Source organism: Actinoallomurus purpureus (genome assembly GCF_024055795.1).
Taxonomy (GTDB): domain Bacteria; phylum Actinomycetota; class Actinomycetes; order Streptosporangiales; family Streptosporangiaceae; genus Actinoallomurus; species Actinoallomurus purpureus.
On record NZ_JAMXMY010000032.1, the window covers coordinates 49,633 to 75,166 of the forward strand.

Here is a 25,534-nt window from a genome sequence, read left to right on the forward strand (position 1 = left end):
ACAGCACCATCGCTCTAAGTAAAGGTGATTTTCGAACTTCGGTTCGAGCGAGTTCCAAAGACGACGCCGCGCAGGGGTCAGAACATGACGGACATGAAGGTGTCGACGTCGCGGAAGCCGACGCGGCGGTAGGCGGCGCGGGCCGGGGTGTTGAAGTCGTTGACGTACAGCGTCACCGCTGGTGCGATGCTCCGCAGCGCCTCGGCGACGACGGCGGCCATGCCGTGCACGGCGTACCGCCGCCCGCGCAGGTCGGGGTGGACCCACACGCCCTGCACCTGGCAGGCGTACGGGGTGACGGCGCCGATCTCGGCCTTGAAGACCACGCGGTCGTTCTCGATGCGGGCGAAGGCTCGCCGGGTGCGGATGAGCTCGGCCACGCGGGCGCGGTACAGCACTCCCCCGTCGCCCGCCTGCGGCGAGACTCCGACCTCCTCGGTGAACATCGCGACGCAGGCCGGATAGAGGATGTCGAAGTCGTTCATGGTGACGCGGCGGACGGCCGGGTCGGGTTCGATGGTGGGCGGCGACACCGTCGACATCACCGGCTGCGCGGCGCGGATGGCCCGCGGCGACCCCCAGAAGGGGCGCAGGGCGTTCCACATCTCGGTGACCGCGGGCACCGGGCCGACGATCGAGGAGCAGCGGCGCCCCTGGGAGCGGGCCCGGTCGGCGAAGTGCCGCGCCGCCTCGCGGTCGGCCGCGACCGGGACGAGGTTCGCGCCGGAGTAGCAGAGGGAGGTCAGGCGGCCGCCTCGGTGGAATCCCCACACCTCGGCGCCGAGGCGGCTCGGGTCGACGCCGGCACCGTACACGCGTGAGCCGACGAAGACGTTGGAGACCGGGTCGGTGTCGAGGATCTCCATGACCGCGTCACGGTGGCGGTCGTCCAGGAGGCGCACCGGAGACGTGCGCAGCATTGGACTCACGTTGTCTCCCCGCCTGGCGTTCCGGCGTGTGAGCCGGATCGCCGGGCCGACACGTTCGCTCCGCTCACCCTTGTAAGGGTAAGGGAGGATCGCGCCAAGATCGGTAACCAGGTGCGGCACGCCGCGTCCGGGGGCACGCTACCGGACACGGAGGACCCCCGGCCGGAGCCGGGGGTCCTCACGGGCGAGTCCCGATCAGCGGGCTCGCGGGTCACCGTGCCGTGGGGTCACGGACGGCCGATGAGCGGACGGGCGAGCGCCTTGGGAGCGACCGACCGGGCCGCGCCGTCGGTCGGGACCGGGTCCGGAAGTGCCTTGCAGGTCACGTCCGGTCCGTTGCCCGGCTTGTTCTTGGGCAGCGCGCCGGTGCTCAAGTAGGCCGCGACCTTGTCGTCGAGGCACAGGTTGCCGTTGAGCGTGTTGGCGTGGGTCTTGCCGCCCTTCTCGGCGATCAGGCGCGACGGCAGGAGCTTGTGCATCTCCACTCCGCCCGGGTACGGCGTCGCCGCGTCGAGGGTGGACTGCACCAGGAGCGCCGTGGCCATGCCCTTGGCCTTGATGTTCAGGGCCGGGCCGCCCTGGAACGGCCAGTACGCGATCGGCGCGTTGAACCAGACGTTGCTCCAGGTGTTGAAGTGGTAGCCCTTCTTGTAGAGCTTGGCCGCGTCGGCATGCCACTTGCTCCAGTTCCGCGGCCACCGGGCGTCCGCGGCCTGGACCGCGTTGTAGACGGCGAAGCCGTTGTCGTCGGCGGACTGGACGTTGTTCGTGTAGAAGGCGACGAGCGCGGCCGCGTCTCCCTTGTTCACATAGGCCGCGAACACGTCGGCGGTCGGCTGGTAGGCGAAGGTACTGTAGCCCGGGTTGAGGAACGTGTCGTCAAGTTCGTCGCCGCCGACCTTGCCGCCGATCGGCTTCCTCACCGCGGCGGCGCGGACGCTGTAGTACTTCTTCTCCACGGCCGCCTCGGTCGTGCCGAGGTGGTAGCGGGCGTCGTACTTGGCGATCCAGCCGAAGAAGAACTTGATGTTCCGCTCGAACGCCTTGTCCTGCGAGAGCTGGGCGTCGTACCAGACCTCACGGACGTCGACGTTGCCGTCGAGGACCATCCGGCTCACGCGCTTGGGGAACAGCGTGCCGTACGTCGCGCCGAGGTAGGTGCCGTACGAGAAGCCGTAGTAGCTGATCTTCTTCTGGCCCAGGGCGGCGCGGATGGCGTCGAGGTCCCGGGCCGCGTCGGTGGTGCGCAGGTGCGGCAGCAGCCAGCCGTACTTCTTCGCGCACGCCTGGGCGTACGCCTTCGACTTGGCCTTCCAGGCCGCCTCCGCCTTCTTCGAGTGCGGGACGTAGTCCGGGCGGACCGGGTCGGAGTAGTGCGGGTCGCACGTCAACGCGGGCTTGCTGAGCCCGACGCCGCGCGGGTCGAACCCGATGAGGTCGTACTGGGCCGGGACCTCCGGGTGGCCCACGCCGGCGAACCAGCTCGCGAGCCCGCCGGAGAGGTAGAGGCCGCTGCCGCCGGGCCCGCCCGGGTTGGCGAGCAGTACGCCCTTGTAGTGCTTGGTGTCGGTGTGCTTGAGCCGCGACACCGCGATCGAGATCTTCTTGCCGTTCGGGTGACGGTAGTCCAGCGGTACCGAGAGCTGTCCGCATTCCGCGTTGGCGAGGTACGGCTGGTCGGCCGGGCACTTCGACCAGGCGATCTTGGCGGCGGCCTGCGTCGTCTCCGCCTGCGCCGAAACGGTCACCGCCGCGCCGGAGAGTCCGACGCCCGCCGCAGCGGTGATGACCACGAGTCTCTTCACATGACCCCCTTGCGCACGGACTCACGAACGAGCCCGCACTGGTAGGAATGCGAAGAATTGTGTCCTTAGTGAGAAAAGGGACGGAAGAGACCCGAGGAACCGTTGTTCGATCGTGACGGCCCGGCGATTCCGGCCGTCGGAAGAGTGGTGTCCCCGGCGACCGGAACCGTCGCCGGGGACTCCCTCTCACCGGCTCACGGGCGGCGGAGCACCGGTGGGAACTGGTCGGTGGTCAGGACGCGGGCCGCCGAGGTGGACGGCGGCACCGGCTCAGGCAGGCGTGCGCAGTGCGACCGGTCGGCCGGCAGGGTCCCCGCCGCGAGGAAGGCGTTGAACTTGTCGTCGACGCAGGCGTTGCCGCGCTGGACGATGCCGTGCGTCCGGCCGCCGTCCTCGATCACCAGATGCGACCCCTTGAGGCGCCGGTTCATCTCGACCCCGCCGGCGTACGGTGTCGCGGCGTCGTCGGTCGCCTGGAAGAGGAGCACGGGAGGCAGACCCTGCGTGCGGCCGACGTCGACCGGCCGCCCGGCTCTGGCCGGCCAGAACGCGCACGGGGCGTTGTACCAGGCGTTGCCCCACGTCTCGAACCGGAATCCCTCGGCGTACAGCCTCGCGTTGTCCTGGTGCCATCGGGTCCAGTTCCGCGGCCACTGAATGTCGGTGCACTGCACGGCGTTGTAGACCGCGTAGCCGTTGTCGTCCGTGGTCGCGCCGAACGTGTTGTAGGCGTTGATCAGCGGCGCCGCGTCTCCGGCCTTGTACCTGGCGAGCGCGCTCGCCAGGTGGGGCCAGTAGGAGCCGAGGTCGATGTAGCCGGCGATCAGGAACGAGTCGTCGAGCTCGTCGCCGCCCACGACGCCGCCCGCCGGAGCGGCCGTCAGCTTCTCGCGGGTCGCGAAGTAGAAGTCCCGGACGGCCCGCTGGGTCGCACCCAGGTGGTACACCGCGTCGTACTTGGCGATCCAGGCGAACAGGGCGTTGATGTTGCCCTCGAACGCCCGGTCCTGGTCGAGGTTGTCGTCGTACCAGACGCCGCTCGGCCGGACGCTGCTGTCCAGCACCATGCGCCGGACCCGGGACGGGAACAGCGTGGCGTAGACCGATCCGAGGTACGTGCCGTACGACGCACCGTAGAAGTTGATCTGTTTCTCGCCCAGCGCCGCGCGGATGGCGTCCATGTCCTGGACGGTGTCGACGGTCCTCATGTGCGGCAGCAGCGACCCGTACTTCTGCCCGCAGGCCGCGGCGTAGACCGCCGATCGTCTCAGCCAGGTCGACTCGAGCGTCGCCGTACGCGGCACGTAGTCGGGGCGTACAGGCTTGAAGTAGCCCGTGTCGCAGGTGAGCGCCGGATTGCTGTCGCCGACGCCACGGGGGTCGAACCCGACCACGTCGTAGGCGGCTCTGAGGCCGGCCGGCAGGTGGTCGGCGACGCGGAGCGCGAAGTCGCGGCCCGTGCCGCCGGGCCCGCCCGGATTGACCAGCAACGCGCCCTGGTAGCCGGTGGTGCCGGTGTGCCTGGCGCGGGAGAGCGCGAGCGTGATCTGCGGGCCGCGCAGATCCGCGTGGTCGAGTGGCGCCTTCAGGGTGGCGCATTCGAGTCCGCTGAGGCCCTCCTCGGTGCACGGCGACCAGGCCGGCCCCGCGACGGGCTGGACGGGACGGGCCCGCGCCGTGATCGGCGCGAGGCTCAGCGTGACCAGTCCGGCTCCGGCGACGGCCGTCGTGATGACGAGCTTGTTCACGTAACCCCTTTCGCACGGGGGTCCAATGCTGAACTCCCCGTCGTGCGTACGCACGATGGCGGTGATTCCGGAATGCGGCCGGGAGGGGCGCGGCCGGGACCGGCCAGGGGCGAGCGCCGCCGCGAACTGCGAGAGCCCCCGGTCGGCACGACCGGGGGCTCTGGAGACTCTACTCAGGGATCTCTATTTGGCGATCGCCGCCGCGTCGGCTTTCGCGGAAGTCGCCTTGTCGGGGGTCGCGCCCGGCACCGGCAGCGGCGGAGCCTCGCACCGCGCGTCCGCGCCGGGCCTGTTCGGCGGCAGCGCGCCCCAGCCCAGGTAGGCGGAGACCAGGTTGTTCGCACACGTGTCGCCGTTCGGGGTCAGCGCCACGCCGTGGTTGATCCCGCCGTTCTCGACCAGCAGGCGGGAGTTCGGGAAGCGCTTGTGCACCTCGACCCCGCCGGGGTACGGCGTGGCCGCGTCGTTCGTGGCCTGGACGATGAGGATCGGGGGCAGGCCCTTCTTGCCCTTGATCGTCACCGGCGTGCCGCCGCGCACCGGCCAGTACGCGCACGGCGCGTTGTACCAGGCGTTGCCCCAGGTCAGGAACTTGTTGCCCTGCCGGTAGAGCCGCCAGTTGTCGCGGTCCCACTTCTTCCAGTCGGTGGGCCACTGCCGGTCCACGCACTGCACGGCGTCGTAGACCGCGTAGTTGTTCTGGGTGAGGAAGTCGTCGGTCGGGAAGCCGCCCCACTGGTCGAGCAGCGGCTGCCCGTCGTGCTTGACGAAGTAGTCCGACAGCGCCTGGGCGTGGTCCATCCACGTGTAGTCGCGGTAGGCGTCGACCTGGGCGGTGTCGTCCAGTTCGTCCGGGCCGAGTTGCCCGTTGAGCGGGTTCTTGGCGAGCGCCGCGCGGATCCTGTAGTAGTTCGCCTTGACCGCGTCGTGCGTCGCGCCGAGGTGGTAGACCGCGTCGTACTTGGCGATCCAGGTCAGGAAGGTCTCGAAGCGCTGCTGGAACGCGACGTCCTGGTCGAGGTTGTCGTCGTACCAGACCCCGCTGGGCCGTACGACGCTGTCGAGGACCATGCGGCGCACGTGCGTCGGGAACAGCGACGCGTAGACGGACCCGAGGTACGTGCCGTAGGAGTAGCCGTAGTAGCTGATCTTGTGCTGGCCGAGCGCCCCACGGATCGAGTCCATGTCGCGCGCCCAGTTGGCGGAGGTCATGTACTTCAGCGCGGAGCCGTACCGCCGGCCGCAGTCCTTGGCGTACGCCTTCGCCTTCGCCCGCCAGGCCAGCTCCTCCGCCTTGGAGGCGGGCGTGTAGTCGGGCCGGGCCTTGCCGGGCGCCTGGAAGGACGGGTCGCAGATGATGCCCTTGCCGCTGCCGTCGATGGAGCTGGCGCCGACGGCGCGCGGGTCGAAGCCGATCCAGTCGTACGTCGCGCCGACCGACGTCGGCAGGCCGTACGTGCCCTTGGCGAAACGGGTGGGCAGGTCGCGCCCGTGCCCGCCGGGGCCACCCCGGTTGAGCAGGGCGATGCCCTGGTAGTGCTGAGTGTCGGTCGCCTTCGCGCGCGTCAGCGCCAGGGTGATCTGGCGGCCGTGCGGATGGGCGTAGTCGAGCGGCACCTTGAGGGTGCCGCACTCGAGGCCCTGCAGCCTCGTGCCCTCGATCGGGTCGTTGGCCGGGCACGGCGTCCACGCCACGCCGGCGGCCACGGCCTGGGCGGACTCTCCGGCCGGTACGGGCGTCGGCGTCGCCGGGCGGCTCGCGGCTCCCGCCGGTCCGACTCCGGTGAGGGCCAGGCCGGCTGTGGCCGTGACCGCTACGAGCTTTCTCACGTGTCCCCTCCTCCGCGCGGCTCCCCACTGAGCCCCGCAATTCGGTGGATGCCGGGGCATTGTGCGCGTGTGAGAGGTGGGGCGATCAAGAGCTGGGGATCAAGGATGCCGAATCGTGACAAATCGCGATCGTATGCCTTAAATACGGACAAGACGAATCCACTCACGTTCGGTATTGAATGGTCACGACGGGCAGCGCTCACATTCCGGCGAGGCGCACCGAATGCTCGATTACGGAATGCCTAATACTCCAGCCGCATTCAGTGATCGATGATGCGTTGCCGGCGTTGGTAGTGGCAGCGGCGGGCGCGGGTTTGGTGGCGGCGTCGCCAGTGTGACCAGTGGATCCGGTGGCCGGCGGGGTGCTGGGGCTGGTGGAGGTGAGGAGCTGCGGCTCCGGCCGACTGCGCGGTCCCAGCTGCGGTAAATACGTTGCGAGGTTCCTGGTACGGCGGGCATCCTGGGACGACCGAGCGGCGGCGAGCGCTGCCTGGACCTAAGGAGGGCTGACGGATGGCCATCACTGTGCTGCGGCATGTCCGCGTCAGTCCCACCTCACCGTTCAGGAGCACCTCCGTTGTCTCCCGAGTACGAACTCTCTGATACCTACTCCGACCTCGACTCCCGCTGGGCCGATTTCACCAGCGACGAGTCCCAACCAGATCCGGCCGACGCGTACGTCTTCCAGTTCCACTCGATCGACGAGGAGCTGGGGCCGGATCAGCGGTGGACCACCTGGCTGGACGTCGAGCGCGGCTCTCGCGGCCCGGAACCACGCCCCTCGTGGGTTGTGACGGAACAGGCTGCGATCGACACCGAGCTCGGCGTCCTCAAAACCGGTAAGGAAGCGGACGTCTTCCTGCTCGAACGGGCCGTCGAAGCCATCGGCGACAACCCGGCGAAATCCTCGCTGCTGGCCGCGAAGCGGTACCGCACCGAGGAACACCGGTCCTTCCACCGCAGTACGGCGTACGTCGAAGGCCGCCGTACCCGCAACAGCCGGGACAGCCGGGCGATGGCGAAGAAGACCGCGCACGGGCGCAGTGTCGCGGCCGGCCAGTGGGCGTACGCCGAATGGGATGCCATCAACCGGCTCTGGAAGGCCGGCGTTCCGGTGCCGTACCCCGTGCAGTTGGACGGGACCGAGCTGCTGATGGAGTTCATCGACGACGGCGAGGGCGGTGCCGCGCCACGGCTCGCCCAGGTCCGGCCGCCGAAGGAACTGCTCGGTCAGTACTTCGAGCAGCTCCGCGGCGGGATGCGTGAGCTGGCCCGCGCCGGGCTGGCGCACGGCGACCTGTCGCCGTACAACGTCCTCGCCCAGGGGGAGCGGATCGTGATGATCGACCTCCCGCAGGTGGTCGACATCGTCGGCAACCCCAAGGGTATGGACTTCCTGATGCGCGACTGCCACAACATGGCCACCTGGTTCACCAACCGCGGCCTGGAGGTCGACGAGCAGGAACTGTTCGCCGATCTGCTCTCGATGGTGTTCTAGCTAAATCGGCTAAAACGCCGTAGATGCCGGTTCGGATCGGTTCTTCGCCCAGCGAACGGAGGGCAGTGGCCTTAGGCGGAGGCCCCGGAAACGATGACGGCCCCTCCGTGCCGGTACGGAGGGGCCGCGACGGGCTTCTGGGCGTGTGTCAGGAGACGGTGACGTCGGCTCCCGGGCCGTCGCCGGTGACGTCGATGCCCATCTCCTCGGCGATCCGGACGGCCTCCTCGATGAGGGTCTCGACGATCTGCGACTCGGGCACCGTCTTGACGACCTCGCCCTTCACGAAGATCTGCCCCTTGCCGTTGCCGGAGGCGACGCCGAGGTCGGCCTCGCGCGCCTCGCCCGGGCCGTTCACGACGCAGCCCATGACCGCGACCCGGAGCGGGACGGGGAAGTCCTTCAGCGCCGCCGTGACCTCGTCGGCCAGGGTGTAGACGTCGACCTGGGCGCGGCCGCAGGACGGGCAGGAGACGATCTCCAGGCCGCGCTCGCGGAGGTTCAGCGACTCCAGGATCTGGATGCCGACCTTGACCTCCTCGACCGGCGGAGCCGACAGCGAGACCCGGATGGTGTCACCGATGCCCTCGGCCAGCAGCGCGCCGAACGCCACCGCCGACTTGATCGTGCCCTGGAACGCCGGGCCGGCCTCGGTCACGCCGAGATGCAGCGGGTAGTCGCACCGCGCGGCGAGCTGGCGGTAGGCATTGATCATCACGACGGGGTCGTTGTGCTTGACCGAGATCTTGATGTCGCGGAAGTCGTGCTCCTCGAACAGCGAGCACTCCCACAGCGCCGACTCCACGAGCGCCTCGGCGGTCGCCTTGCCGTACTTCTCCAGCAGGCGCTTGTCCAGCGACCCGGCGTTCACGCCGATGCGGATGGGGACGCCCGCGTCCTTGGCGGCGCGGGCGATCTCGCCGACCTTGTCGTCGAACTTCTTGATGTTGCCCGGGTTCACCCGCACCGCCGCACAGCCCGCGTCGATCGCGGCGAAGACGTATTTGGGCTGGAAGTGGATGTCGGCGATCACCGGGATCTGCGACTTGCGGGCGATCGCGGGCAGTGCGTCGGCGTCGTCCTGGGACGGCACCGCGACCCGTACGATCTGGCAGCCCGAGGCGGTCAGCTCGGCGATCTGCTGCAGTGTCGCGTTCACGTCGGCGGTCAGGGTGGTGGTCATCGACTGGACCGACACCGGAGCGTCGCCGCCGACCGGCACCGACCCGACCATGATCTGCCGCGACTTGCGGCGTGGAGCGAGCGGCCTGGGTTTGGCCTGCGGAATTCCAAGATCGACGCTCATCGGCAACGCGGCGTGGGGCTCAGGCCCGGTGCGCCGCGCCCTCCTTCCAGTGGGTTCTCGTCAGTCTTACCAAGACTAGGCAACCGGCGGGGATGCTGCACACGCGAGGGCTTACTGGGGAAGTTTGAGGGGATTTATTAGGTCGGCAAGGATCAGCAGAACCCCCAAGCCGACCAGCAAGACGACGAAGGCGTACGTCACGGGCATGAGCTTGGTCAGGTCGACCGGGCCCGGATCGGGCCGGCCGCGCCGGCGGAAGATCCACGCCTTGGTCCGTTCGTAGCAGACCACCGCCAGGTGACCGCCGTCCAGCGGCAGGAGCGGAATGAGGTTGAGCAGCCCGACGAAGAGATTGAGCGACGAGACCAGCAGCAGGAACGTGCCGAGCTTCATCCGCCAGGTGTCGCTCGAGGAGAACACCTGCCCCGAGACCTGCGCTCCGCCCACCACGCTTCCGGCCTGGCCGCCGGGGGTGTTGGCCCGCTCGCGGGTGAACAGCTTCGGGATCGCCTTCGGGATGTCGACGACGATGCCGCCGATGGCGACGGTCATCTGACCGGTGAAACGGCCCGCGAAGCGCACCGCCGCCACGGGGCCCAGCGTGCGGACGCGCGGTGCCGGTTCCACCCCGAGATAGCCGTGGCCGTCCAGCCGCCCGACCCGCACCGGCACGGTACGCCGGGCGCCGTTCCGCTCGACCACGACCGGCACGGTCGTACCCGGCCGGGCCTTCTGGATCAGGCCGGCCAGGCCGTTCCACTCGCGCACCGGCGTCCCGGCGAACGAGACGATGCGGTCGCGCGGCCGCAGGCCCGCCGCCGAGGCGGGCGAGACCGGATCGCGGGAGGTGCAGGTGCCGCCGCTCGCCGGTACGCACGGCGAGACGTGGCGTACGACCGTGGTGGCGTCCCCGCGGTCCGGGACGCCCACCGCCACCGCGAGGACGACCAGCAGCAGGAACGCCAGGACGATGTTGATCACCACGCCGGCCACGATGACGATCGCCCGCCGCAGCGCCGGCTGGCGGTAGAACGCCCGTGGCTCGTCGGCGGGGGCGATCTTCTCCAGCGGGGTGTAGCCGACGATCTTCACGAAGCCGCCGAGCGGGATGCCCTTCACCCCGTACTCCGTCTCGACCCCGCGGCGCGACCACAGGGTCGGCCCGAAGCCCACGAAGAACTGTGTCGCCTTCATGCCGAAGCGCTTGGCCGTCACGAAATGCCCCGCCTCGTGCAGCACCACCGAGAGGAGCAGCGCGATGACGAAGGCCAGCGCTCCGAGCAGATAGGTCACCCAGACGTCAGCTCCCGTGCCCGGGTCCGCGCCCACCGATCGGCGGCGAGCACGTCGTCCACGGTGAGCCCGCCGCCGGGATCCTCCCTGGTCAGAGGGCCCGGACCGTCCATGTGCTCGGACACTACCCGCGCGACCGTGTCCACAATCGCCGGGAACGTTAGCCTTCCGGCGAGAAATGCGCCGACGCACTCTTCGTTCGCGCCGTTGTACACCGCGGGAGCCGTGCCCCCGGCCGCGCCGACCTCCCGGGCCAGCCGCACGGCGGGGAACGCCTCGTCGTCCAGCGGGAAGAACTCCCACGTGTGCGCCCGTGACCAGTCGAGGCCGGGCGCGGCGTCGGGCACCCGATCGGGCCACGCGAGGCCCAGGGCGATCGGAAGGCGCATGTCGGGCGGGCTCGCCTGGGCGATCGTCGACCCGTCGGCGAACTCCACCATCGAGTGGACGATCGACTGCGGGTGCACCATCACCTCGATCCGGTCGAACGGCACGTCGAACAGCAGATGGGCCTCGATGACCTCCAGGCCCTTGTTGACGAGCGTCGCGGAGTTGACCGTGACGAGCGGCCCCATGGCCCAGGTGGGGTGGGCGAGGGCCTGCTCGGGCGTGACGTCGGTCAGCTCGGCACGGGTGCGCCCCCGGAACGGGCCCCCGCTGGCGGTGACGACCAGCCGGTGCAGCTCGCCGCGGGCCCCGCCGCGCAGGCACTGGGCCAGCGCGGAGTGCTCGGAGTCGACCGGCACGATCTGGCCCGGCTTGGCCCGGCGCTTGACGAGCGGGCCGCCGATGATGAGGGACTCCTTGTTCGCCAGGGCGAGCGTGCGCCCGGCGTCGAGCGCCGCCAGCGTGGAGCTCAGCCCCGCCGCGCCGTCCACGCCGTTGAGCACCACGTCGCACGGCCAGGCGGCGACCTCGGCGATGGTGCCCGGTCCGGCGAGGAGCCTGGGCAGGCGGTACGCCCCCGAGGAGTAGCCGCGCTTCTGGGCCTCGGCGTAGAGCGCGAGCTGGAGGTCCTCGGCCACCGACCCCCGGGCGACGGCGACCACGTCGGGCCGCAGGTCGAGGACCTGGCGGGCGAGCAGGTCGACCCGGCCGCCTCCGGCGGCCAGTCCGGCCACCCGGAAGCGGTCGGGGTTGCGTCGGATCACGTCGATGGCCTGGGTGCCGATCGATCCGGTCGAACCGAGGATCACGACGTCTCTGCGGACGGCTGCGGACTTGTCGTCGGGCATCACGCCCCCATTGTCCCCTGCCCCGCGCCGCCCGGCGGGCCCATGCCCGCCGGGCGCCTTCCCCCGGCCGGACCGGGGCGACCTCCGGCCCGCCGCGACGGATCTCGATGACCCGCGAACCGGGAGGCACCCCCCATATACCGATTTCTCTCCGTAGTCATGTGAACACGCTTCGCGCTAGGGTTCCGGCCAGCGTCTCACCATCGCGGCCGCCTCCCCCGTGACGGCCGCAGAAGGGCACCAGGGTCATGAAGAACTCCCCCCGCGTCGCGGCCGTGTCCGCACTGATCGGCGCGTTCCTGTCGCTTCCCCCATCGTCGGCGTCTCATGCCGATCCGGCGCATCCCGGTCGCAGAACGGGGATCTCCTCATCCGGCGGACCCGCCGTGCGCGGGCGGGAGACGGCTCCCCGCCTCGGGCGCCGCGACGCGGCCGGCGGCCGCATCGGCCTGGGCATTCACCAGGTGTCGCCGGCCGTGCACCGGATGGCGGAGACCCGCACGGACCGGGAGCGGCTCGTACGGTGGTGGACGCCCGCGCGTATGCGCCGCGCGGACCCACTGGACGACCTCGTCGCCCTCCAGACGACTCGACGGCCCGTCCCGGGCGGCCTTCCGTCCGAGACGCCGGCGTCGTCGCCCTCCGCCGGAGCGGCCTGGACCTCCGGGGGCGGGGTCGCGCACACCACCGGGCGGGTCTTCTTCACGTACCAAGGGCACCCGGCGTCGTGTTCGGGCAACGCGGTCACCAGCGCGAACCAGAGCACGGTCATCACCGCGGGGCACTGCGTACGGCTCGACCGCGCCTGGCACACCGACTGGGTGTTCGTTCCCGGGTACCACGACGGCCAGGCGCCGTACGGGAAGTGGACCGCCATGCGGACGCTCACCACGGCACAGTGGGAGGCGCGCGAGGATCTCGACTACGACGTCGGCGTCGCCACCGTCGCCCCGCTGAACGGCCGCACGCTGACCAGCGTGGTCGGCGGTCAGGGCATCGCGTTCAACCAGCGACGCCACCGGCCGATGTACGCCTTCGGCTACCCCGCCGAGGCGCCGTACGACGGATCGAAGCTGGTCTACTGCAGCGGAACGGCCAAGGAAGACCCCGGCAAGACCCATGACCTCGGGCTGACCTGCGACATGACCGCCGGCTCCAGCGGCGGCCCCTGGTTCACCGGCTTCGACGACAGGACCGGTACCGGCACGCAGAACTCGCTCAACTCCTTCAAGTACAACGCGCTGCCGAACGAGATGTTCGGGCCGTACTTCGGCACCGCCGTGCAGGCCCTCTACGACAAAGCACAGAACACCTGATCGGGGGCACCGCTTTACGTCAAGTCACCGTGCGAACACCCAGGGTCCTGCACACTTTCGACTCATGCCCACGCCCGCCCGCATCGCCTGCGCCGTGTCCGCCGTCGGGGCCCTCCTCGGCACGCCCGGCGCCGGGACGTCCCACCACGGGCCGGGCGTGGCGGGGGTGACCGACCATGCGATCGCCACCAGGCGGTCGGCGATCCTGCGGTACTGGACCGTCCAGCGGATGCAGCGCGCCCTCACCCCTCCCGACCGGGTTCCGCACCGGTCTGAGGCCGTCCAGGCGCCGGAGGCACCACCGGCCTCGGCCGGCACCGACCTCCTCGCCCACGCGGCGGACCGGCACTCCGCCGAGAGCGACCCCGGCGCGCCCTGGATCTCTCTCGGCGCGGTGCGCGCCACCACCGGGAAGGTGTTCTTCACCATCAACGGCGGCGACTATGTGTGCTCGGCGGGCACGGTGACCGGCGCGAACCGCGACCTCGTGGTCACCGCCGGCCACTGTGTGCAGGACGCCGCCGGGGTCTGGGCCCGCAACTGGATCTACGTGCCCGGCTACGACCTGGGCCGCCGGCCGTACGGCGCGTTCACCGCCCGGCACCTGTTCGCGCCGAACGCGTGGTCGGTCAGGCACGACGAGAACCACGACGTCGCGATGGTGGCGCTGGCCACGGTCGGCGGGCGCCACGTCGCAGACGTGGTCGGCGCGCAGAACGTCGCCTTCGACCAGCCACGGGGCGCCGTCGTCTACGACTTCGGTTACCCGACGGGCGGCCACTACGACGGCGAGCGGCTGACCTACTGCAGCGGCAGGACCTACCCGGACGCTCATCGGCTCACCCAGGACCAGGGACTGCGCTGCGACATGTCCGAAGGTGCCAGCGGGGGGCCGTGGCTGGCCCGTTTCAACGCCACGACGGGGACGGGCGTGGTCACCTCGGTCAACAGCTTCAAGTATTCCGATGACCCCGCGACGATGTACGGCCCCTATTTCGGGCCCGCCGTCCGCCGGGTCTACGAGGAGGCACAGCATGCGTGAACGCGAATCCCCTTCACACGCGCGGCGCATTCTCTACTCTGACCCGGCATGATCAACAGTCCCCGCGTGGAACTGGTCGAGACCTCCTTCGACGACCCGATCGTGACCGGCCTCCACGTCGAGCAGGCCGCCGAGCTGGCCGCCCGGTTCGGCGTCGCCGCCGACCGCCCCTCACCGGCCGAGCCGGGAATGGTCTTCCTCGTCGCCCGCGAGCGGGCGGCGCTGATCGGCTGCGCCGGCGTGCGCTGGATCAGCGCCACCGGGATCGATACGGGCGGGCCCTCCTCGGGTGGGCAGGGCGCCGAGGTGGGACACGTCTATGTCCGGCCGGAGTATCGGGGCCTCGGCGTCACCCGGCTGCTGCTGCGGGGGGCCGAGGATCTCGCCCGCCGACGCGGCTGCCGGATCGCCCGGCTGAAGGCCGCCGACCTGCGGGAGGCGGGTCTGTACGAGGCGAGTGGATACGTGCGCATCCCGCCCTTCGGGTCACACTCCGCTCGGAGCATCTGCTTCGAGAAGACGCTGCGAGCGGACACCCGCCGCTGACCTCGTCCGGTCGCCGTGACCGGCCGGCGGTCGCCTGCTCACCCGGATCAGCCGGTCACCCTGATCAGTTGGTCACCCGTCTCGACCGCCGCAGCCGGTCGGGGTCGAAGCACCCACCCCCGGCGGATCACAGTCCTTCGGCGAGCGCCGCCCAGAACGCCGCCTCGTAGGCGTGCAGCATGCGGGCGGCGCGCAGGGCCTCCTGCGGGCTCTCACCGGCCGCCAGCCCCTGCTCGATGACGGCGGTCGCCTGCGCGGCGAAGCCGGGCGGCGGGGTGGCGAAGTACCGGAAGAAGGCGACGGCCTCCTCGACGAGGCCGTACCGGGCCGTCAGGGCATCGGCCGCCCGGCCGCAGTAGGAGCCCCACTCTTCGAGGTTGGCCAGCATCGCGAGGGCGAGACCGCTGCGCGTACCGGACAGCGCGCTCCAGGCGAGGTACGCGGGGTACGCCTGGGCGAGGGGGCGCGGCTCGTACGCGCGAAGGTCCTCCTCCGTCCAGCCGAGGGCGGCGGCGAACGCCGGCAGCAGGCCGAGTGCCGTGCCCTCGCCACCCGCCAGCGCCAGAAGGAGATCACCTGACGGCGGATCCGGGAACCGGGCGGCGAACAGGGCGAAGCTGCGGCGGTCGCTGCGCACGATGTGCCACTGCTCCCCCGCCAGCCAGGTCAGCCGCTCGGGAGGCACCGCCGAGGCCTCCAGCAGATCGAGGAAGCGGTTGCCGCCCGGCGGGTTCTCCTCGCGGGCACGACGGACGAGGTCCTCGGCGACGGTCATGTTCCCAGGCCAGCACCCGGCGGCACCCGCGTCAATCGCGACGCGCGAACCGGTCCCGACCGCGAACGGCCGTCGGCCTCGGCCCCTGGAGCCCGGGTCACTCGACAGGCCGCTCCTCGGCGGGCCGGCCCTCCGTGAGCTCGTCCTCGGCAGGCCGTACGGGATGCCGTCCGTCGAGACCGAGACGCTCGCGGATCTCCCGCTGCACGGTGTCCGGGTCGCGGCGGGCGTCGGCGGTGAAGACGAACTCCTTGCGCCGGAACAGCTCCAACACCGGGTCGATCTTCCCGTGGTAGTCGTGCAGGCGGGCCGCGAGTGCCTCGGGGGTGTCGTCCTCGCGGGTGACCAGCTCGCCGCCGCAGACGTCGCACCGGTCGGGTCGTTTCGGCCGGTCCTCGATGAGGTTGTAGTCCATGCCGCACACCGAGCAGAGCCGCCGCGCGAGGACTCGGCGGCGGACCTCCGAGTCCGGCAGATCGAGAAGGATGACGCCGTCGATGTCGTAGCTCTCCAGGAAGAACTCGGCCTGACGGCGGTTGCGCGGGAATCCGTCGATGATGAAACCGTAGTTCCAGTCGTGCTGGTCCAGACGGTCGCGCACGATCCGTTCGACCAGGTCGTCTCCGACGAGCTGGCCGGCCGCCATCACCCGGCGGACCTGAGCGCCGATCTTGGTGTGGTTCTTGACGTGCCACCGGAAGATGTCGCCGACGCTGATCTGCACCAGATCGAACTCGCGCGCCAGCATGGCGCTCTGGGTGCTCTTGCCGCTTCCCGGCACTCCCATGATCACGTACTTTCGCACCGTCAGCAGAATGGCACAGCGCACGCTCCGCTGTCAGCCCGGATGGAGATTGCCACGCCGAACCGGCGGACGCGCTGCCACCCTGCTCCCGGAACCCGTCTCGGGAGCTCACCGGCGAACCGGTCGCACCGCCGCACCTTCCGGCCGGCTTTCCGGTCGTCTTTCATGACGGTTGAGTGCCTGACCAGAACTGAGCGCTAATCCCGGAGAATCGTATGCGCCCGGCAATTCTCCGAGGTTTTGCCCTGCCTTGTGGTTTCACACACTGATGCCTCACCGGCCCACCGATAGAAATGGAGGCCGAACGGAGCCGAGAAGTTGGGGGGACGTCATGGCCCGTTCCACACCGACATTCGATCCGGAGGGTCTCACCATCGAGCAGCGCTGGGGCGAGGCATGTGTGGTCTGCCACAAGAGGTGGCCCCGACCGCGCGTCCACGTCGGGCGACTGCCGGACGACTCTCGCGTGTTCGCCTGCGACGACTGCGCCCCAGCACTGTGTATTCCGGTTCAGCAGACCCGGGGCCGGCGCGCGAAGATCAGGGCCTAACCGGAAAAGGAGCGTCCCGGGTCCGGGGGGAGCCCGGGACGCCCGATGAGAGACGCGCGCTCGGCGGGGGCGGCCGAGCGCGCGTCTTCTCGCCAGGCCCCCGTTCGCGGCGAAAAGGACGCCGGGTGTTCTCGCGGACCCGGGCTCAGCGGCGGGCGTTCTGCCAGGCGCGGATCCAGGCGGCATAGTCGGCGCAGCCCTCACCGCGCCCGCCGCAGTCCTTCGTCGGCGTACGGGCAAAAACGATCTTATTGAGGTACGACCGGTCGCCGACGTGGTACGCACTGCAGAACTGCGGGCGCAGCCGGTCGTGTCCGCACGCCTCGGAATTGGCCGGGGCGACGCCGTCCCACTCCGCCACCTGCTGTTGGACCTCCGGAGAACTCGCCCAGTTCAGCCACTGGTACATGCAGTTGGGGTGGTCGCCCCGGGCTCCGACCATCCAGGCGTCCATCCAGCCGGTGACGCCCTCGCGCGGAGTGACCCCGGCGACGGAGCGACCGCTCCGGCTGAGCACGTCCACCTGGTACGGCCAGACCTGGCCCAGGGCGGCCTGCCCGTCGGCGAACGGGGCGATGGCGTCGGACGGGTTGAGCCAGTAGGTGCTGACGTACGGATGCTGCTTCGTGATCAACGACGCCGCCGCGGCGAGCTGCTTTCCGGTCAGCGCGAACGGATCCTTGATGTGCAGCTTCGGGTCGTGCGCCTTGAGGTAGAGGGCGACGTCGCCGAGCGTCAGCGGACTGTCGCGGACCACGAGACGGCCGGCGTACTTCTTGGCCTCGGCCGGGTCGAACAGCGCGCCCCAGCTGTCCGGCGCCGTGCGCACCGCGCGCTGGTCGTACATGAGGAGGTTCGACCCCCAGGTGAAGGGGACGCCGTAGGGCTTGCCGTCCTTGGTCAGCTGCGCGCGGAGAACGGGTTCGAGGTCCTTGTAGCCGTCGATGAGGTCGGGATTGACCGCCACGACCTGGCGGTCCGCCACGAGCTGCCCGGCGATCTCCGGGGGCGCCGCGACACCGTCGTAGTGCAGGTTCGGCTTGGACATCAGCTGGCGCATCTCCTGCGCGTCGGTCGCGTACTTGATGTCCACCCGGCACCGGGTCTTCTTCTGGAACGGGGTGATCCAGTCGACCCGGGGGTCGTTGGAGCCGTCTTCGGCGTAGCCGTTCCACGTCAGGAGGGAGACCGAGCCCTCACCCGCCCCGAGGGTGTCGGCCGCCCGGACCTCTCTCGTACGGTGGACGCCGCCGCCTCCGCTGCAGCCGACCAGGCCGAGCACGGCGGCCAGCACGATGGCCGACACGGCTGCCGCACGCCGTCGTGAACGCCTCATGCCGCTCCCGTCTCATGACAACACGTCTGCGGCGAGCGTAACGATATGGGTGGGCCGACGCGGACAGGACCCACGAGGTGGGGAAATGGAGGTCCGGGCAACCGTGCCGGGGGCTACACGGTTGCCCGGACTCCCGGCGGCCTCAGGAGAGCGCCCCTCTGCAGTCACGCCTGTCACGGAGGTGTTGGAGGGGGAGGCGGCGTGACTGGCAAAAATGCTCACCTGAGACCGCGGCTTGGGTGCGGCCCGGCCGGGCCGCGCGGGGGGTCATCGGATCCGCCCTCCGGGTCGGGAGGCGGCGGGGAGCCTGCCCCGCGCCGCGCCCGGAGACGGACCTCGTGTCTGGTAGGGGACTCGGGGGCGCGCTTTCAGCGCCTCGATCGACTCGACCAGCTCCTTCACCGTCGGAGCCTCGATGAACTCGCCGGGCTCGCGGTCGTGAGGCGGGAGCGCCCACCAGTGACCGGTGGCCTCGCCGAACCAGATCGTCCACTCCGGGTAGCGCGCCGCCAACACGGCGAGCAACGAGAACGGCGTCTGGTCGGGCGAGTCGTCGGCAGACATGGGGTGCTCCCTGGGAACCGGGGAACTTCTGAAGTTTGCGCCAACAGCTATCGACAACCGCAGTGTGTCGTATGCCACAGAGCAGGTCAAGGGCTCCGGCTAGTGTTTGTAGGTTTACCTGTCAAGCTACCGGATTAGCGCAAACCAATACCCATGAAGGTGCTGCGACCTTTTCAAGAAAGACCCTGCGCGCTCGCACGAGCGGAGCACACGATGACGATCTTGTGCAACCCCCAACGGACGGGCCCCTGGACCCATCGTGGCCCACCCCGCCCCCGGAGGCCACCCACCGCCACCCGGCTTTGACCTTCAGGTGACAAGACCCCGATTTCGCGCCGGCCGGAAATCCGTCGCCGCGTGAATTGAAAACGACCCGCCGGAATTAGAATTCCGACAGCAATCACCGAAACGGGCATGCGCCCCTTTATTGCCGAATGACGGCATGCAGGGCCAGAAGCCCTCTCTGCCGGGCCGCGTGACCGCATCCGCCGAGACGGACGCGATCACGCCTGCCGATCAGCCGTTCGTGGGGAAGCCCAGATTGACGCCGCCGTGGGAGGGGTCCAGCCACCGCGAGGTGACGACCTTCCCGCGCGTGTAGAAGTGCACGCCCTCGGTTCCGTGCATGTGCGTGTCCCCGAACAGCGAGGCCTTCCAGCCGCCGAAGGAGTAGTAGGCCATCGGCACCGGGATCGGAACGTTCACCCCGACCATTCCGACCTCGACCTCGTTGCAGAACCGCCGGGCCGCGCCGCCGTCGTTCGTGAAGACGGCGGTGCCGTTGCCGTACGGGTTGGCGGCGATCAGGTCCATGCCGGTCTCGTACGACAGCGTCCGTACGACCGACAGGACGGGACCGAAGATCTCGTCCTTGTAGCAGTCCATCTCCGTCGTCACGTGATCGAGGACCGTCGGACCGAGCCAGAATCCCGCGCCGTCGGGCAGGGAGTGCCCGCGCCCGTCGACGGCCAGCGTGGCGCCCTGAGCGACGCCGCTGTCGAGGTAGGACACGACCTTGTCACGGTGCGCGCCGGTGACCAGCGGACCCATCTCCGAGCGCTCGTCGGCGCCCGGACCGACGGCCAGCTTCGCCACCCGCTCCTTGATCTTGGCCACCAGCTCGTCGCCCACGGGGTCGACCGCGACCACCGCAGAGATCGCCATGCACCGTTCCCCCGCCGAGCCGAACCCGGCGGAGACGGCCGCGTCGGCGGCCAGGTCCAGGTCCGCGTCGGGCAGCACGAGCATGTGGTTCTTCGCGCCGCCGAGGGCCTGAACCCGCTTTCCGTGCGTGGTGCCCGTCTCGTAGACGTACCGCGCGATCGGCGTCGAGCCGACGAAGCTCACGGCGCGCACGTCCGGGTGGGTGAGCAGCGCGTCCACCGCAGCCTTGTCCCCGTGCACCACGTTGAAGACGCCGTCGGGCAGCCCCGCCTCCCGCCACAGCTCCGCCAGGAGCAGCGACGCCGACGGGTCCTTCTCCGACGGCTTGAGCACGAAGGTGTTCCCGCAGGCGATGGCGAGAGGGAACATCCACATCGGCACCATGGCCGGGAAGTTGAACGGCGTGATGCCGGCGACGACGCCCAGTGGCTGGCGAATGGAGTAGGAGTCCACGCGGGTGGAGACGTTCTCCGAGAAGCCGCCCTTGAGCAGGTGGGGAATGCCGCAGGCGAACTCCACCACCTCCAGGCCGCGGGCGACCTCGCCGGCCGCGTCGGCGCGTACCTTGCCGTGCTCCGACGTGATCGCAGCGGCGAGGTCGCCGCGGTGCCGGTCGACCAGCTCGCGGAACGCGAACAGCACGTTCGCGCGCTTGGCGAGAGACGCGTCCCGCCACGCGGGGAAGGCCTCGCGCGCGGCGGCGACGGCGGCGCCCACCTCGTCGGCCGAGGCGAAGTCCACGCGGCCGCCCACCTGCCCGGTCGCCGGGTCGTAGACGTCGCCTTGGCGCTCGGCGGTCCCGGTCCAGGGCTTGCCGCCGATCCAGTGCGTGATCTGCTTCATGATGAGACCGCCTCCAGGGCGTCGATGAGGATGCCGAGCCCCTCCTTGCCCTCATCCTCGGTCAGCGTCAGCGGCGGGGCCATCCGGAGCGTGTTGCCGTACAGCCCGCCCTTGCCGATGAGCAGGCCACGGGCCTTGGTCTCCTCCAGCATCCGTGCGGCGAGCTCCGGCTCGGTCAGCTCCACCGCGAACATCAGGCCCTTGCCGCGTACGTCGGTGACGATCGGCAGCCGGGCGGCCGCCGCCCGCAGGCCCTCGATGATCTGCCCGCCGACCTTGGCGGCGTTGGCCTGCAGGTCGTGGTCGAGGATGTAGTCGAGCGTCGCGTTCGCGGCGGCGGTGGAGATCGGGTTGCCGCCGAACGTCGACAGGCCGGTCGCGTGCAGCGCGTCCATCAGCTCGCGGCGCGCGACGAGACCGCCGATCGCGAAGCCGTTTCCGAGCCCCTTGGCGAAGGTCATCATGTCGGGCGTCACGCCGTGGTTCTGGATGCCCCAGAAGTTCTGGCCGGTACGCCCCCAGCCGGTCTGCACCTCGTCGGAGATGAACAGGATGCCCTGCTCGGCCAGCACCTCCTGGTACGCCGCGTACAGCCCGTCCGGCGGGACGGTGTACCCCCCGACGCCCTGGATCGGCTCGGCGATGACGGCCGCGACGTCACCGGCCGTGACGGTGGCGAGGGTGTGCCGCAGGTCCTCCACGCAGACCCGGATGAAGTCGGCGTCCGAGAGCCCCCGGAACTGCGAGAGATGCCGGTCCCCGCCGTGCAGGAAGTACACGCTCAGCGGCGACAGCGCGTTGTTCTTCCACGTGCGGTTGCTCGTGATCGCGGTCGCGCCGAAGGACCGGCCGTGGTAGCTCTGCCGCATGGCGAGGATCTGGTTGCTCTTGCGCGCGTACGTCGCGAGCAGGAGCGCCGTCTCGTTCGCCTCGGTGCCGGAGTTGGTGAAGAACACCTTGGCGTCGTCGATGCCGGAGAGCCGGGCGATCTTCTCGGCGAGCTCGACCTGGCCGCGCATCAGGTACAGCGTCGAGGTGTGCACGACTCCGGTGCGGAGCTGGCGTTCGACGGCCTCGCGTACCTCGGCGAGGTCGTAGCCGAGCGTGTTCGTGACGATCCCGGCGAAGAAGTCGAGGTAGGAACGGCCGTTCGCGTCGGTGACGCGGTTGCCCTTCCCGCTGACGATCTCGATGGGCTCGTCATAGTAGAGGGCCATCCAGTTCGGCATGACCGCGCGATGACGTGCAAGCAAGTCCGACATACAACGAGTCTTCCCGCTTAACACCCCAGAGCGCCAGCCGACAGACTGTCAGCATCGACCCACCGAGTCTGGCAACCTGTCGGCCGCGAGCCTATGGCTCACTCACGCGTCTCACCCGCTTCGCGTCCGGCCTTCGTCGTGCCGGAGGCGCGCAGAGGACACGTTCGTCCGGACACCCCGTTCGCCGCACCGCGCTCGCTCGGCCGCTGCTCAGAGCCGGTTGAGGCGGCGGGCGAGGCGGAAGTCGTACTCCGTCAGGCCTCCGGCGACGTGCGTACTCTGCGTCAGCGTGACCTTGTTCCAGCGGATCAGGATGTCCGGGTGGTGGTTCTGCTCCTCGGCGACCTCCGCCACGCGGTTGACGAACGCCATCGCCTCCTTGAAGTCCTTGAACGTGACGGTCTTGACGATCGCGTCCTCGGCGAGCTCCCAGCCCGGGGTCGTCGCCAGCTCGCGGTCGACGGCGTCGCTGTCCAGCCGATCCATCTGGCCCCTCCTCGCGTCTGTTCCGTAGCATCACAATTGTGCTGCCCACTCTGGCCGACGTCTTGCGGCTCGACGCGGTCCGGCGGGGCGAGCCCCGGATCATCGCCGGCGCGGACCACCTCGACGCCCGCGTGCGGTGGGTCCATGTCGCCGAGGTCACCGACATCGCCCACCTGCTGCGCGGCGGCGAACTGGTGCTCACCACCGGCATCGCGCTGCCGGACGATCCACACCGCCTCCGGACGTACGTCGCCGAGCTCGCCGAGGTGGGCATCAGCGGCCTCATCGTCGAGCTGGGCCGCAAGTACGCGCGCACGCTCCCCGACGCGCTGGTCGCGGCGGCCGAGGAGCACCGGCTCCCGCTCATCGCCTGGGCGCGGGAGACTCCGTTCGTCGACGTCACCGAGGCGGTGCACGCCCAGATCATCGACGCGCAGCTGGCCGAGCTGCGCGCCTCGGAGAAGCTGCACGAGGTGTTCACCCAGCTGTCCGTCGACGGCGCGCCACCGGCCGAGGTGGTCCGCCAGGTGGCCGTCATCGCCGGGCGCCCCGTCGTGCTGGAGAACCTCGCCCACCAGGTGCTGGCCGCCGAGATGGCCGGGTCCGACCCCGCCGAGCTGCTGACCGGCTGGGAGATCCGCTCGCGGGCCGTACGCCCCGAGGAGCGCACCGCGTACGACGGGTCCTCACGGTGGCTGCTGACCGTCGTCGGCGCGCGCGGTGAGGACTGGGGGCGGCTCATCATCACCTCGATGGACCCGCCCTCGCCCCGTGACGTCGTCCTCATCGAGCGCGCGGCGACCACGCTCGCGCTCGGACGGCTGCTCGACCGGCACGCCGAGAGCCTCGAACGCCAGGCGCACGGCTCGATCATCAACGGCATCCTCGCGCACGCGTACGCCGACCCACAGGAGGCGGCGGCCCGTGCCCGCGCCCTCGGCGTGCCGCTCACCGGCCGCCGCCTGCTCGGCATCGTGGTCCTTCCGCGCCCGTCGGTGCGCTCCGACCCTCCCCCGGCACTCGGCCTGACGCACGGCGGCGACAGCTCGACGGCCGCCTCGATCGCGGAACTGGCCGAGGCGACCGCCGCCGCCTGCCGGGAGGCGAACCTGTCCGCCCTCGTGGGCGCCCTCGACGAGAGCTCTCCGCAGGCCCGGGTCGGCGTGCTCGCCTCACTCCCCGCACGCGCCGCCGAGGACGACGTCCTGTGCGAGGTGGCGCGCCGCCTCCGGGCCCACCATTGCGGTCCGGCGGCGGCCGGCCGTGACCGCGCCGCGGCCGGACCCGACACGGGCGGCCGGGCCGCGCGACCACGCGGTGGCGCGGAGGCGTTCGTCATGGCCGTGGGGTCGACCGTGGAGTCCGTACGCGACGTCCGCCGATCGTTTCTGGAGGCCGAGCAGGTCGCCGCCGTCGCCGCCGGACGCAACGACGGACGGCTCTTCTACCGCCTGCCCGACCTGCGGCTACGCGGCCTGCTACACCTGCTGCGCGACGACGCGCGGCTGCAGACGTTCACCGAACGCGAGCTGGGCCCGCTCCTGACCTACGACGCCCAGCGCGGCAGCGACCTCGTCCACGTGCTCGGCCTCTACCTCGGCAGCGGCCGCAACAAGGTCCTCACGGCCCAACGGGCCCACCTGTCGCGGCCGGCGTTGTACGAGCGGCTGCGCCGCATCGAACGAGTGCTCGGCGCGGACCTGGAGGACGTCGAGTCGTGCGCCTCCCTGCACGTCGCCCTACTCGCCCTCGACGCCCTCCGCAAGGACCGCATGTAACGGCGAGTCCGACGTGCACGGAAGCATGCGGCAAGGCCGCCCAGGGCCGGCTCGACGCCGGTCCAGCAAGCGAGAGGCGGAACAGACGCCGCGACGGCCGCGCCAGTTCCGCCTCCTCCAGACCGCAGGTCACTCCGGCGGTCTGCCCGCCGCCCCCGTACTGCCGAGGAACGCTCCATCGATCCAGGTGACTTCGACACAGCCACTCGACGCGTTACTCCGGATGGATTTGCGCCAGGGGGGAATCGGGTTATCGGTCATTCTGACCTTCCTTATGTCTCTTCTGCCGCCAGTCGGCGGAGGAATGCGGCCGACTCACCGAGCCCGAGCGCCTCGGCGACGAGCCGGTTGAACACGAGCGAGTAGGCGTGGACGTCGGTGTCGTCCTCGAGATACAGGGCGCCGTTGAGCGCCTCGATGTAGCCGACATCGGGCATGTAACGCTCCGGGAACTCCAAGATCGCGAAGGTACCTTCCACACCCGGATGCGCCCCGACCTTGTGCGGCAGGACTTGGAGGGTGACATTGGGGAGCTCGGCCAGTTCGGCGAGATGGGTGTACTGCGCCCGCATGACGGCCGTACCGCCGATCATGCGGCGCAGGGTGTTCTCGTCGATCACACACCACAGCTCCAGCGGGGGCGTCCGCTCGGCGAGCAGCGCCTGTCGGTTGAGGCGCACCTCGACGCGCCGCTCCACCTCAGAGTCAGAGGCCAGCTGCATGAGGCCGGCCTTGATCACCTCCCGCGCGTAGTCCTCGGTCTGCAACAACCCATGAACGACCAGGGCGTCATAACACCGCAGCGACCGAGCATCAGCCTCCAAGGCGATATAGGAGGCGTACGCGGCGGGCAGGGTGTCGGTGTAGCGATGCCACCAGCCGCGCTCGCGCGCGCCGCGAGCCAGCTCCGCGAGATCGTCGCGGCGACGGACGTCCACCTTGTAGATGTCGAGGAGCCGTTGCAGCTCGACGGGTTTGATCCTCCGGATGGCGGTCTCCATGCGGCCGAGCGTGGCGCGGCTCCACCCGAGCCGCTCGGCCGCCTGATCGAGGGTCAGTCCTGTCTGTTCACGAAGACGACGCAGCTCGATCGCGATGCGGCGTTCGCGGATGGTCGGTGAGGGATCCGGCACGAGCCCAGTGTGCCGACGTCACTGAGTGCGAGCAATCGATTTCACAGAGTTACCGAGCGGTAAATTGTGAGAATTCTCAGCGAACCGCTTGCGCGGATCCACCAGGTCGCAGCACTATGCGTAAGAGACCGAACACGCCATGTGATCGAGGGGGTCGCCCGACGTGACGGCAGCGAACAGGCGCGCCACCGTGTCACCGGCCACTTTAGCCGCCACCGCTCCGGCGGAACCGGACCGGCCCCCGACCCACCCCACGGGTCCCGTGTCGTGCTCCCCAGGTCCAGGGAACA

Annotated in this window: 20 protein-coding genes; 5 read left to right on the forward strand and 15 right to left on the reverse strand. The window is 70.1% G+C overall.

The window, feature by feature from the left end; translation table 11 throughout:
• Positions 1-77: 77 nt before the first annotated feature.
• The 4 genes from NE236_RS39535 to NE236_RS39550 form a co-directional block, all read right to left on the reverse strand.
• Complete coding sequence (locus tag NE236_RS39535; protein WP_252847429.1) at positions 78-920, reverse strand: GNAT family N-acetyltransferase; 843 nt, start codon at positions 918-920, stop codon at positions 78-80.
• Between the two features lie 236 nt (positions 921-1,156).
• Positions 1,157-2,734, reverse strand: coding sequence for an alpha/beta hydrolase (locus NE236_RS39540; RefSeq protein WP_252847430.1), 1,578 nt, complete (start codon positions 2,732-2,734; stop codon positions 1,157-1,159).
• A 194-nt stretch (positions 2,735-2,928) separates the two neighbouring features.
• Positions 2,929-4,482: an alpha/beta hydrolase gene (locus NE236_RS39545; RefSeq protein WP_252847431.1), complete on the reverse strand. Its 1,554-nt coding sequence runs from the start codon at positions 4,480-4,482 to the stop codon at positions 2,929-2,931.
• 183 nt (positions 4,483-4,665) lie between these two features.
• Complete coding sequence (locus NE236_RS39550; RefSeq protein ID WP_252847432.1) at positions 4,666-6,312, reverse strand: alpha/beta hydrolase; 1,647 nt, start codon at positions 6,310-6,312, stop codon at positions 4,666-4,668.
• 577 nt (positions 6,313-6,889) lie between these two features.
• Between NE236_RS39550 and NE236_RS39555 the strand changes: the two genes are divergently transcribed.
• A complete protein-coding gene (locus NE236_RS39555; RefSeq protein WP_252847433.1) occupies positions 6,890-7,810 on the forward strand; it encodes a serine protein kinase RIO in 921 nt (306 codons plus the stop codon).
• Between the two features lie 148 nt (positions 7,811-7,958).
• Here the strand turns inward: NE236_RS39555 and ispG are convergent, their stop codons facing one another.
• The 3 genes from ispG to dxr form a co-directional block, all read right to left on the reverse strand.
• Complete coding sequence (gene ispG, locus NE236_RS39560) at positions 7,959-9,116, reverse strand: flavodoxin-dependent (E)-4-hydroxy-3-methylbut-2-enyl-diphosphate synthase (protein WP_252847434.1); 1,158 nt, start codon at positions 9,114-9,116, stop codon at positions 7,959-7,961.
• Positions 9,117-9,227: 111 nt separating this feature from the next.
• Positions 9,228-10,409, reverse strand: a complete 1,182-nt coding sequence (locus tag NE236_RS39565) for a M50 family metallopeptidase (RefSeq protein WP_252847435.1) — start codon at positions 10,407-10,409, stop codon at positions 9,228-9,230.
• Entirely contained in the window at positions 10,406-11,644 is a 1,239-nt protein-coding gene (gene dxr / locus NE236_RS39570; RefSeq protein ID WP_252847465.1) for a 1-deoxy-D-xylulose-5-phosphate reductoisomerase, read from the reverse strand. Before dxr ends, NE236_RS39565 begins: the two co-directional genes overlap by 4 nt.
• 248 nt (positions 11,645-11,892) lie before the next feature.
• Here dxr and NE236_RS39575 point away from each other — a divergent pair, with 248 nt between their 5' ends.
• The 3 genes from NE236_RS39575 to NE236_RS39585 all read left to right on the forward strand — a co-directional run bounded on the left by NE236_RS39575 (position 11,893) and on the right by NE236_RS39585 (position 14,548).
• Positions 11,893-12,960, forward strand: a complete 1,068-nt coding sequence (locus NE236_RS39575; protein WP_252847436.1) for a trypsin-like serine peptidase — start codon at positions 11,893-11,895, stop codon at positions 12,958-12,960.
• Between the two features lie 64 nt (positions 12,961-13,024).
• The gene (locus NE236_RS39580) at positions 13,025-14,002 is read left to right on the forward strand and encodes a trypsin-like serine peptidase (protein ID WP_252847437.1); all 978 of its coding nucleotides are present in this window, start codon (positions 13,025-13,027) and stop codon (positions 14,000-14,002) included.
• Positions 14,003-14,050: 48 nt separating this feature from the next.
• Positions 14,051-14,548 carry a GNAT family N-acetyltransferase gene (locus tag NE236_RS39585; protein WP_252847438.1) on the forward strand — a complete coding sequence of 166 codons (498 nt, stop codon included), beginning with the start codon at positions 14,051-14,053 and terminating at the stop codon, positions 14,546-14,548.
• A 127-nt stretch (positions 14,549-14,675) separates the two neighbouring features.
• On the opposite strand, the gene NE236_RS39590 is transcribed toward NE236_RS39585, so the two are convergent.
• From NE236_RS39590 to NE236_RS39625, 7 genes are all read right to left on the reverse strand, one after another.
• Positions 14,676-15,323 (reverse strand): thiaminase II/PqqC family protein, encoded by a 648-nt coding sequence (locus tag NE236_RS39590; protein WP_252847439.1) that lies wholly within the window; start codon positions 15,321-15,323, stop codon positions 14,676-14,678.
• 97 nt (positions 15,324-15,420) lie between these two features.
• Complete coding sequence (locus NE236_RS39595; RefSeq protein ID WP_252847440.1) at positions 15,421-16,128, reverse strand: adenylate kinase family protein; 708 nt, start codon at positions 16,126-16,128, stop codon at positions 15,421-15,423.
• Positions 16,129-16,823: 695 nt separating this feature from the next.
• On the reverse strand, positions 16,824-18,014 hold the full coding sequence (locus tag NE236_RS39605; RefSeq protein ID WP_252847442.1) for an extracellular solute-binding protein: 1,191 nt from the start codon (positions 18,012-18,014) through the stop codon (positions 16,824-16,826).
• Positions 18,015-18,281: 267 nt separating this feature from the next.
• The gene (locus tag NE236_RS39610; protein ID WP_252847443.1) at positions 18,282-18,578 is read right to left on the reverse strand and encodes a hypothetical protein; all 297 of its coding nucleotides are present in this window, start codon (positions 18,576-18,578) and stop codon (positions 18,282-18,284) included.
• A 516-nt stretch (positions 18,579-19,094) separates the two neighbouring features.
• A complete protein-coding gene (locus NE236_RS39615) occupies positions 19,095-20,588 on the reverse strand; it encodes a CoA-acylating methylmalonate-semialdehyde dehydrogenase (RefSeq protein WP_308209210.1) in 1,494 nt (497 codons plus the stop codon).
• Positions 20,582-21,847 (reverse strand): aspartate aminotransferase family protein, encoded by a 1,266-nt coding sequence (locus tag NE236_RS39620; RefSeq protein WP_252847445.1) that lies wholly within the window; start codon positions 21,845-21,847, stop codon positions 20,582-20,584. Before NE236_RS39620 ends, NE236_RS39615 begins: the two co-directional genes overlap by 7 nt.
• Positions 21,848-22,057: 210 nt before the next feature.
• Positions 22,058-22,333 (reverse strand): 4a-hydroxytetrahydrobiopterin dehydratase, encoded by a 276-nt coding sequence (locus NE236_RS39625; protein WP_252847446.1) that lies wholly within the window; start codon positions 22,331-22,333, stop codon positions 22,058-22,060.
• A 38-nt stretch (positions 22,334-22,371) separates the two neighbouring features.
• Here NE236_RS39625 and NE236_RS39630 point away from each other — a divergent pair, with 38 nt between their 5' ends.
• Complete coding sequence (locus NE236_RS39630) at positions 22,372-24,111, forward strand: PucR family transcriptional regulator (protein ID WP_252847447.1); 1,740 nt, start codon at positions 22,372-22,374, stop codon at positions 24,109-24,111.
• Between the two features lie 272 nt (positions 24,112-24,383).
• On the opposite strand, the gene NE236_RS39635 is transcribed toward NE236_RS39630, so the two are convergent.
• Complete coding sequence (locus NE236_RS39635) at positions 24,384-25,244, reverse strand: helix-turn-helix domain-containing protein (protein ID WP_252847448.1); 861 nt, start codon at positions 25,242-25,244, stop codon at positions 24,384-24,386.
• Positions 25,245-25,534: the final 290 nt, after the last annotated feature.

What these genes read in the sequence shown, in the direction of transcription:
- NE236_RS39535 (WP_252847429.1), bottom strand. Translation starts at nt 920, where the DNA reads ATGCTGCGCACGTCTCCGGTGCGCCTCCTGGACGACCGCCACCGTGAC.
- ispG (WP_252847434.1), bottom strand. Translation starts at nt 9,116, where the DNA reads ATGAGCGTCGATCTTGGAATTCCGCAGGCCAAACCCAGGCCGCTCGCT.
- dxr (WP_252847465.1), bottom strand. Translation starts at nt 11,644, where the DNA reads ATGCCCGACGACAAGTCCGCAGCCGTCCGCAGAGACGTCGTGATCCTC.
- NE236_RS39575 (WP_252847436.1), top strand. Translation starts at nt 11,893, where the DNA reads ATGAAGAACTCCCCCCGCGTCGCGGCCGTGTCCGCACTGATCGGCGCG.
- NE236_RS39580 (WP_252847437.1), top strand. Translation starts at nt 13,025, where the DNA reads ATGCCCACGCCCGCCCGCATCGCCTGCGCCGTGTCCGCCGTCGGGGCC.
- NE236_RS39585 (WP_252847438.1), top strand. Translation starts at nt 14,051, where the DNA reads ATGATCAACAGTCCCCGCGTGGAACTGGTCGAGACCTCCTTCGACGAC.
- NE236_RS39590 (WP_252847439.1), bottom strand. Translation starts at nt 15,323, where the DNA reads ATGACCGTCGCCGAGGACCTCGTCCGTCGTGCCCGCGAGGAGAACCCG.
- NE236_RS39605 (WP_252847442.1), bottom strand. Translation starts at nt 18,014, where the DNA reads ATGAGGCGTTCACGACGGCGTGCGGCAGCCGTGTCGGCCATCGTGCTG.
- NE236_RS39610 (WP_252847443.1), bottom strand. Translation starts at nt 18,578, where the DNA reads ATGTCTGCCGACGACTCGCCCGACCAGACGCCGTTCTCGTTGCTCGCC.
- NE236_RS39620 (WP_252847445.1), bottom strand. Translation starts at nt 21,847, where the DNA reads ATGTCGGACTTGCTTGCACGTCATCGCGCGGTCATGCCGAACTGGATG.
- NE236_RS39625 (WP_252847446.1), bottom strand. Translation starts at nt 22,333, where the DNA reads ATGGATCGGCTGGACAGCGACGCCGTCGACCGCGAGCTGGCGACGACC.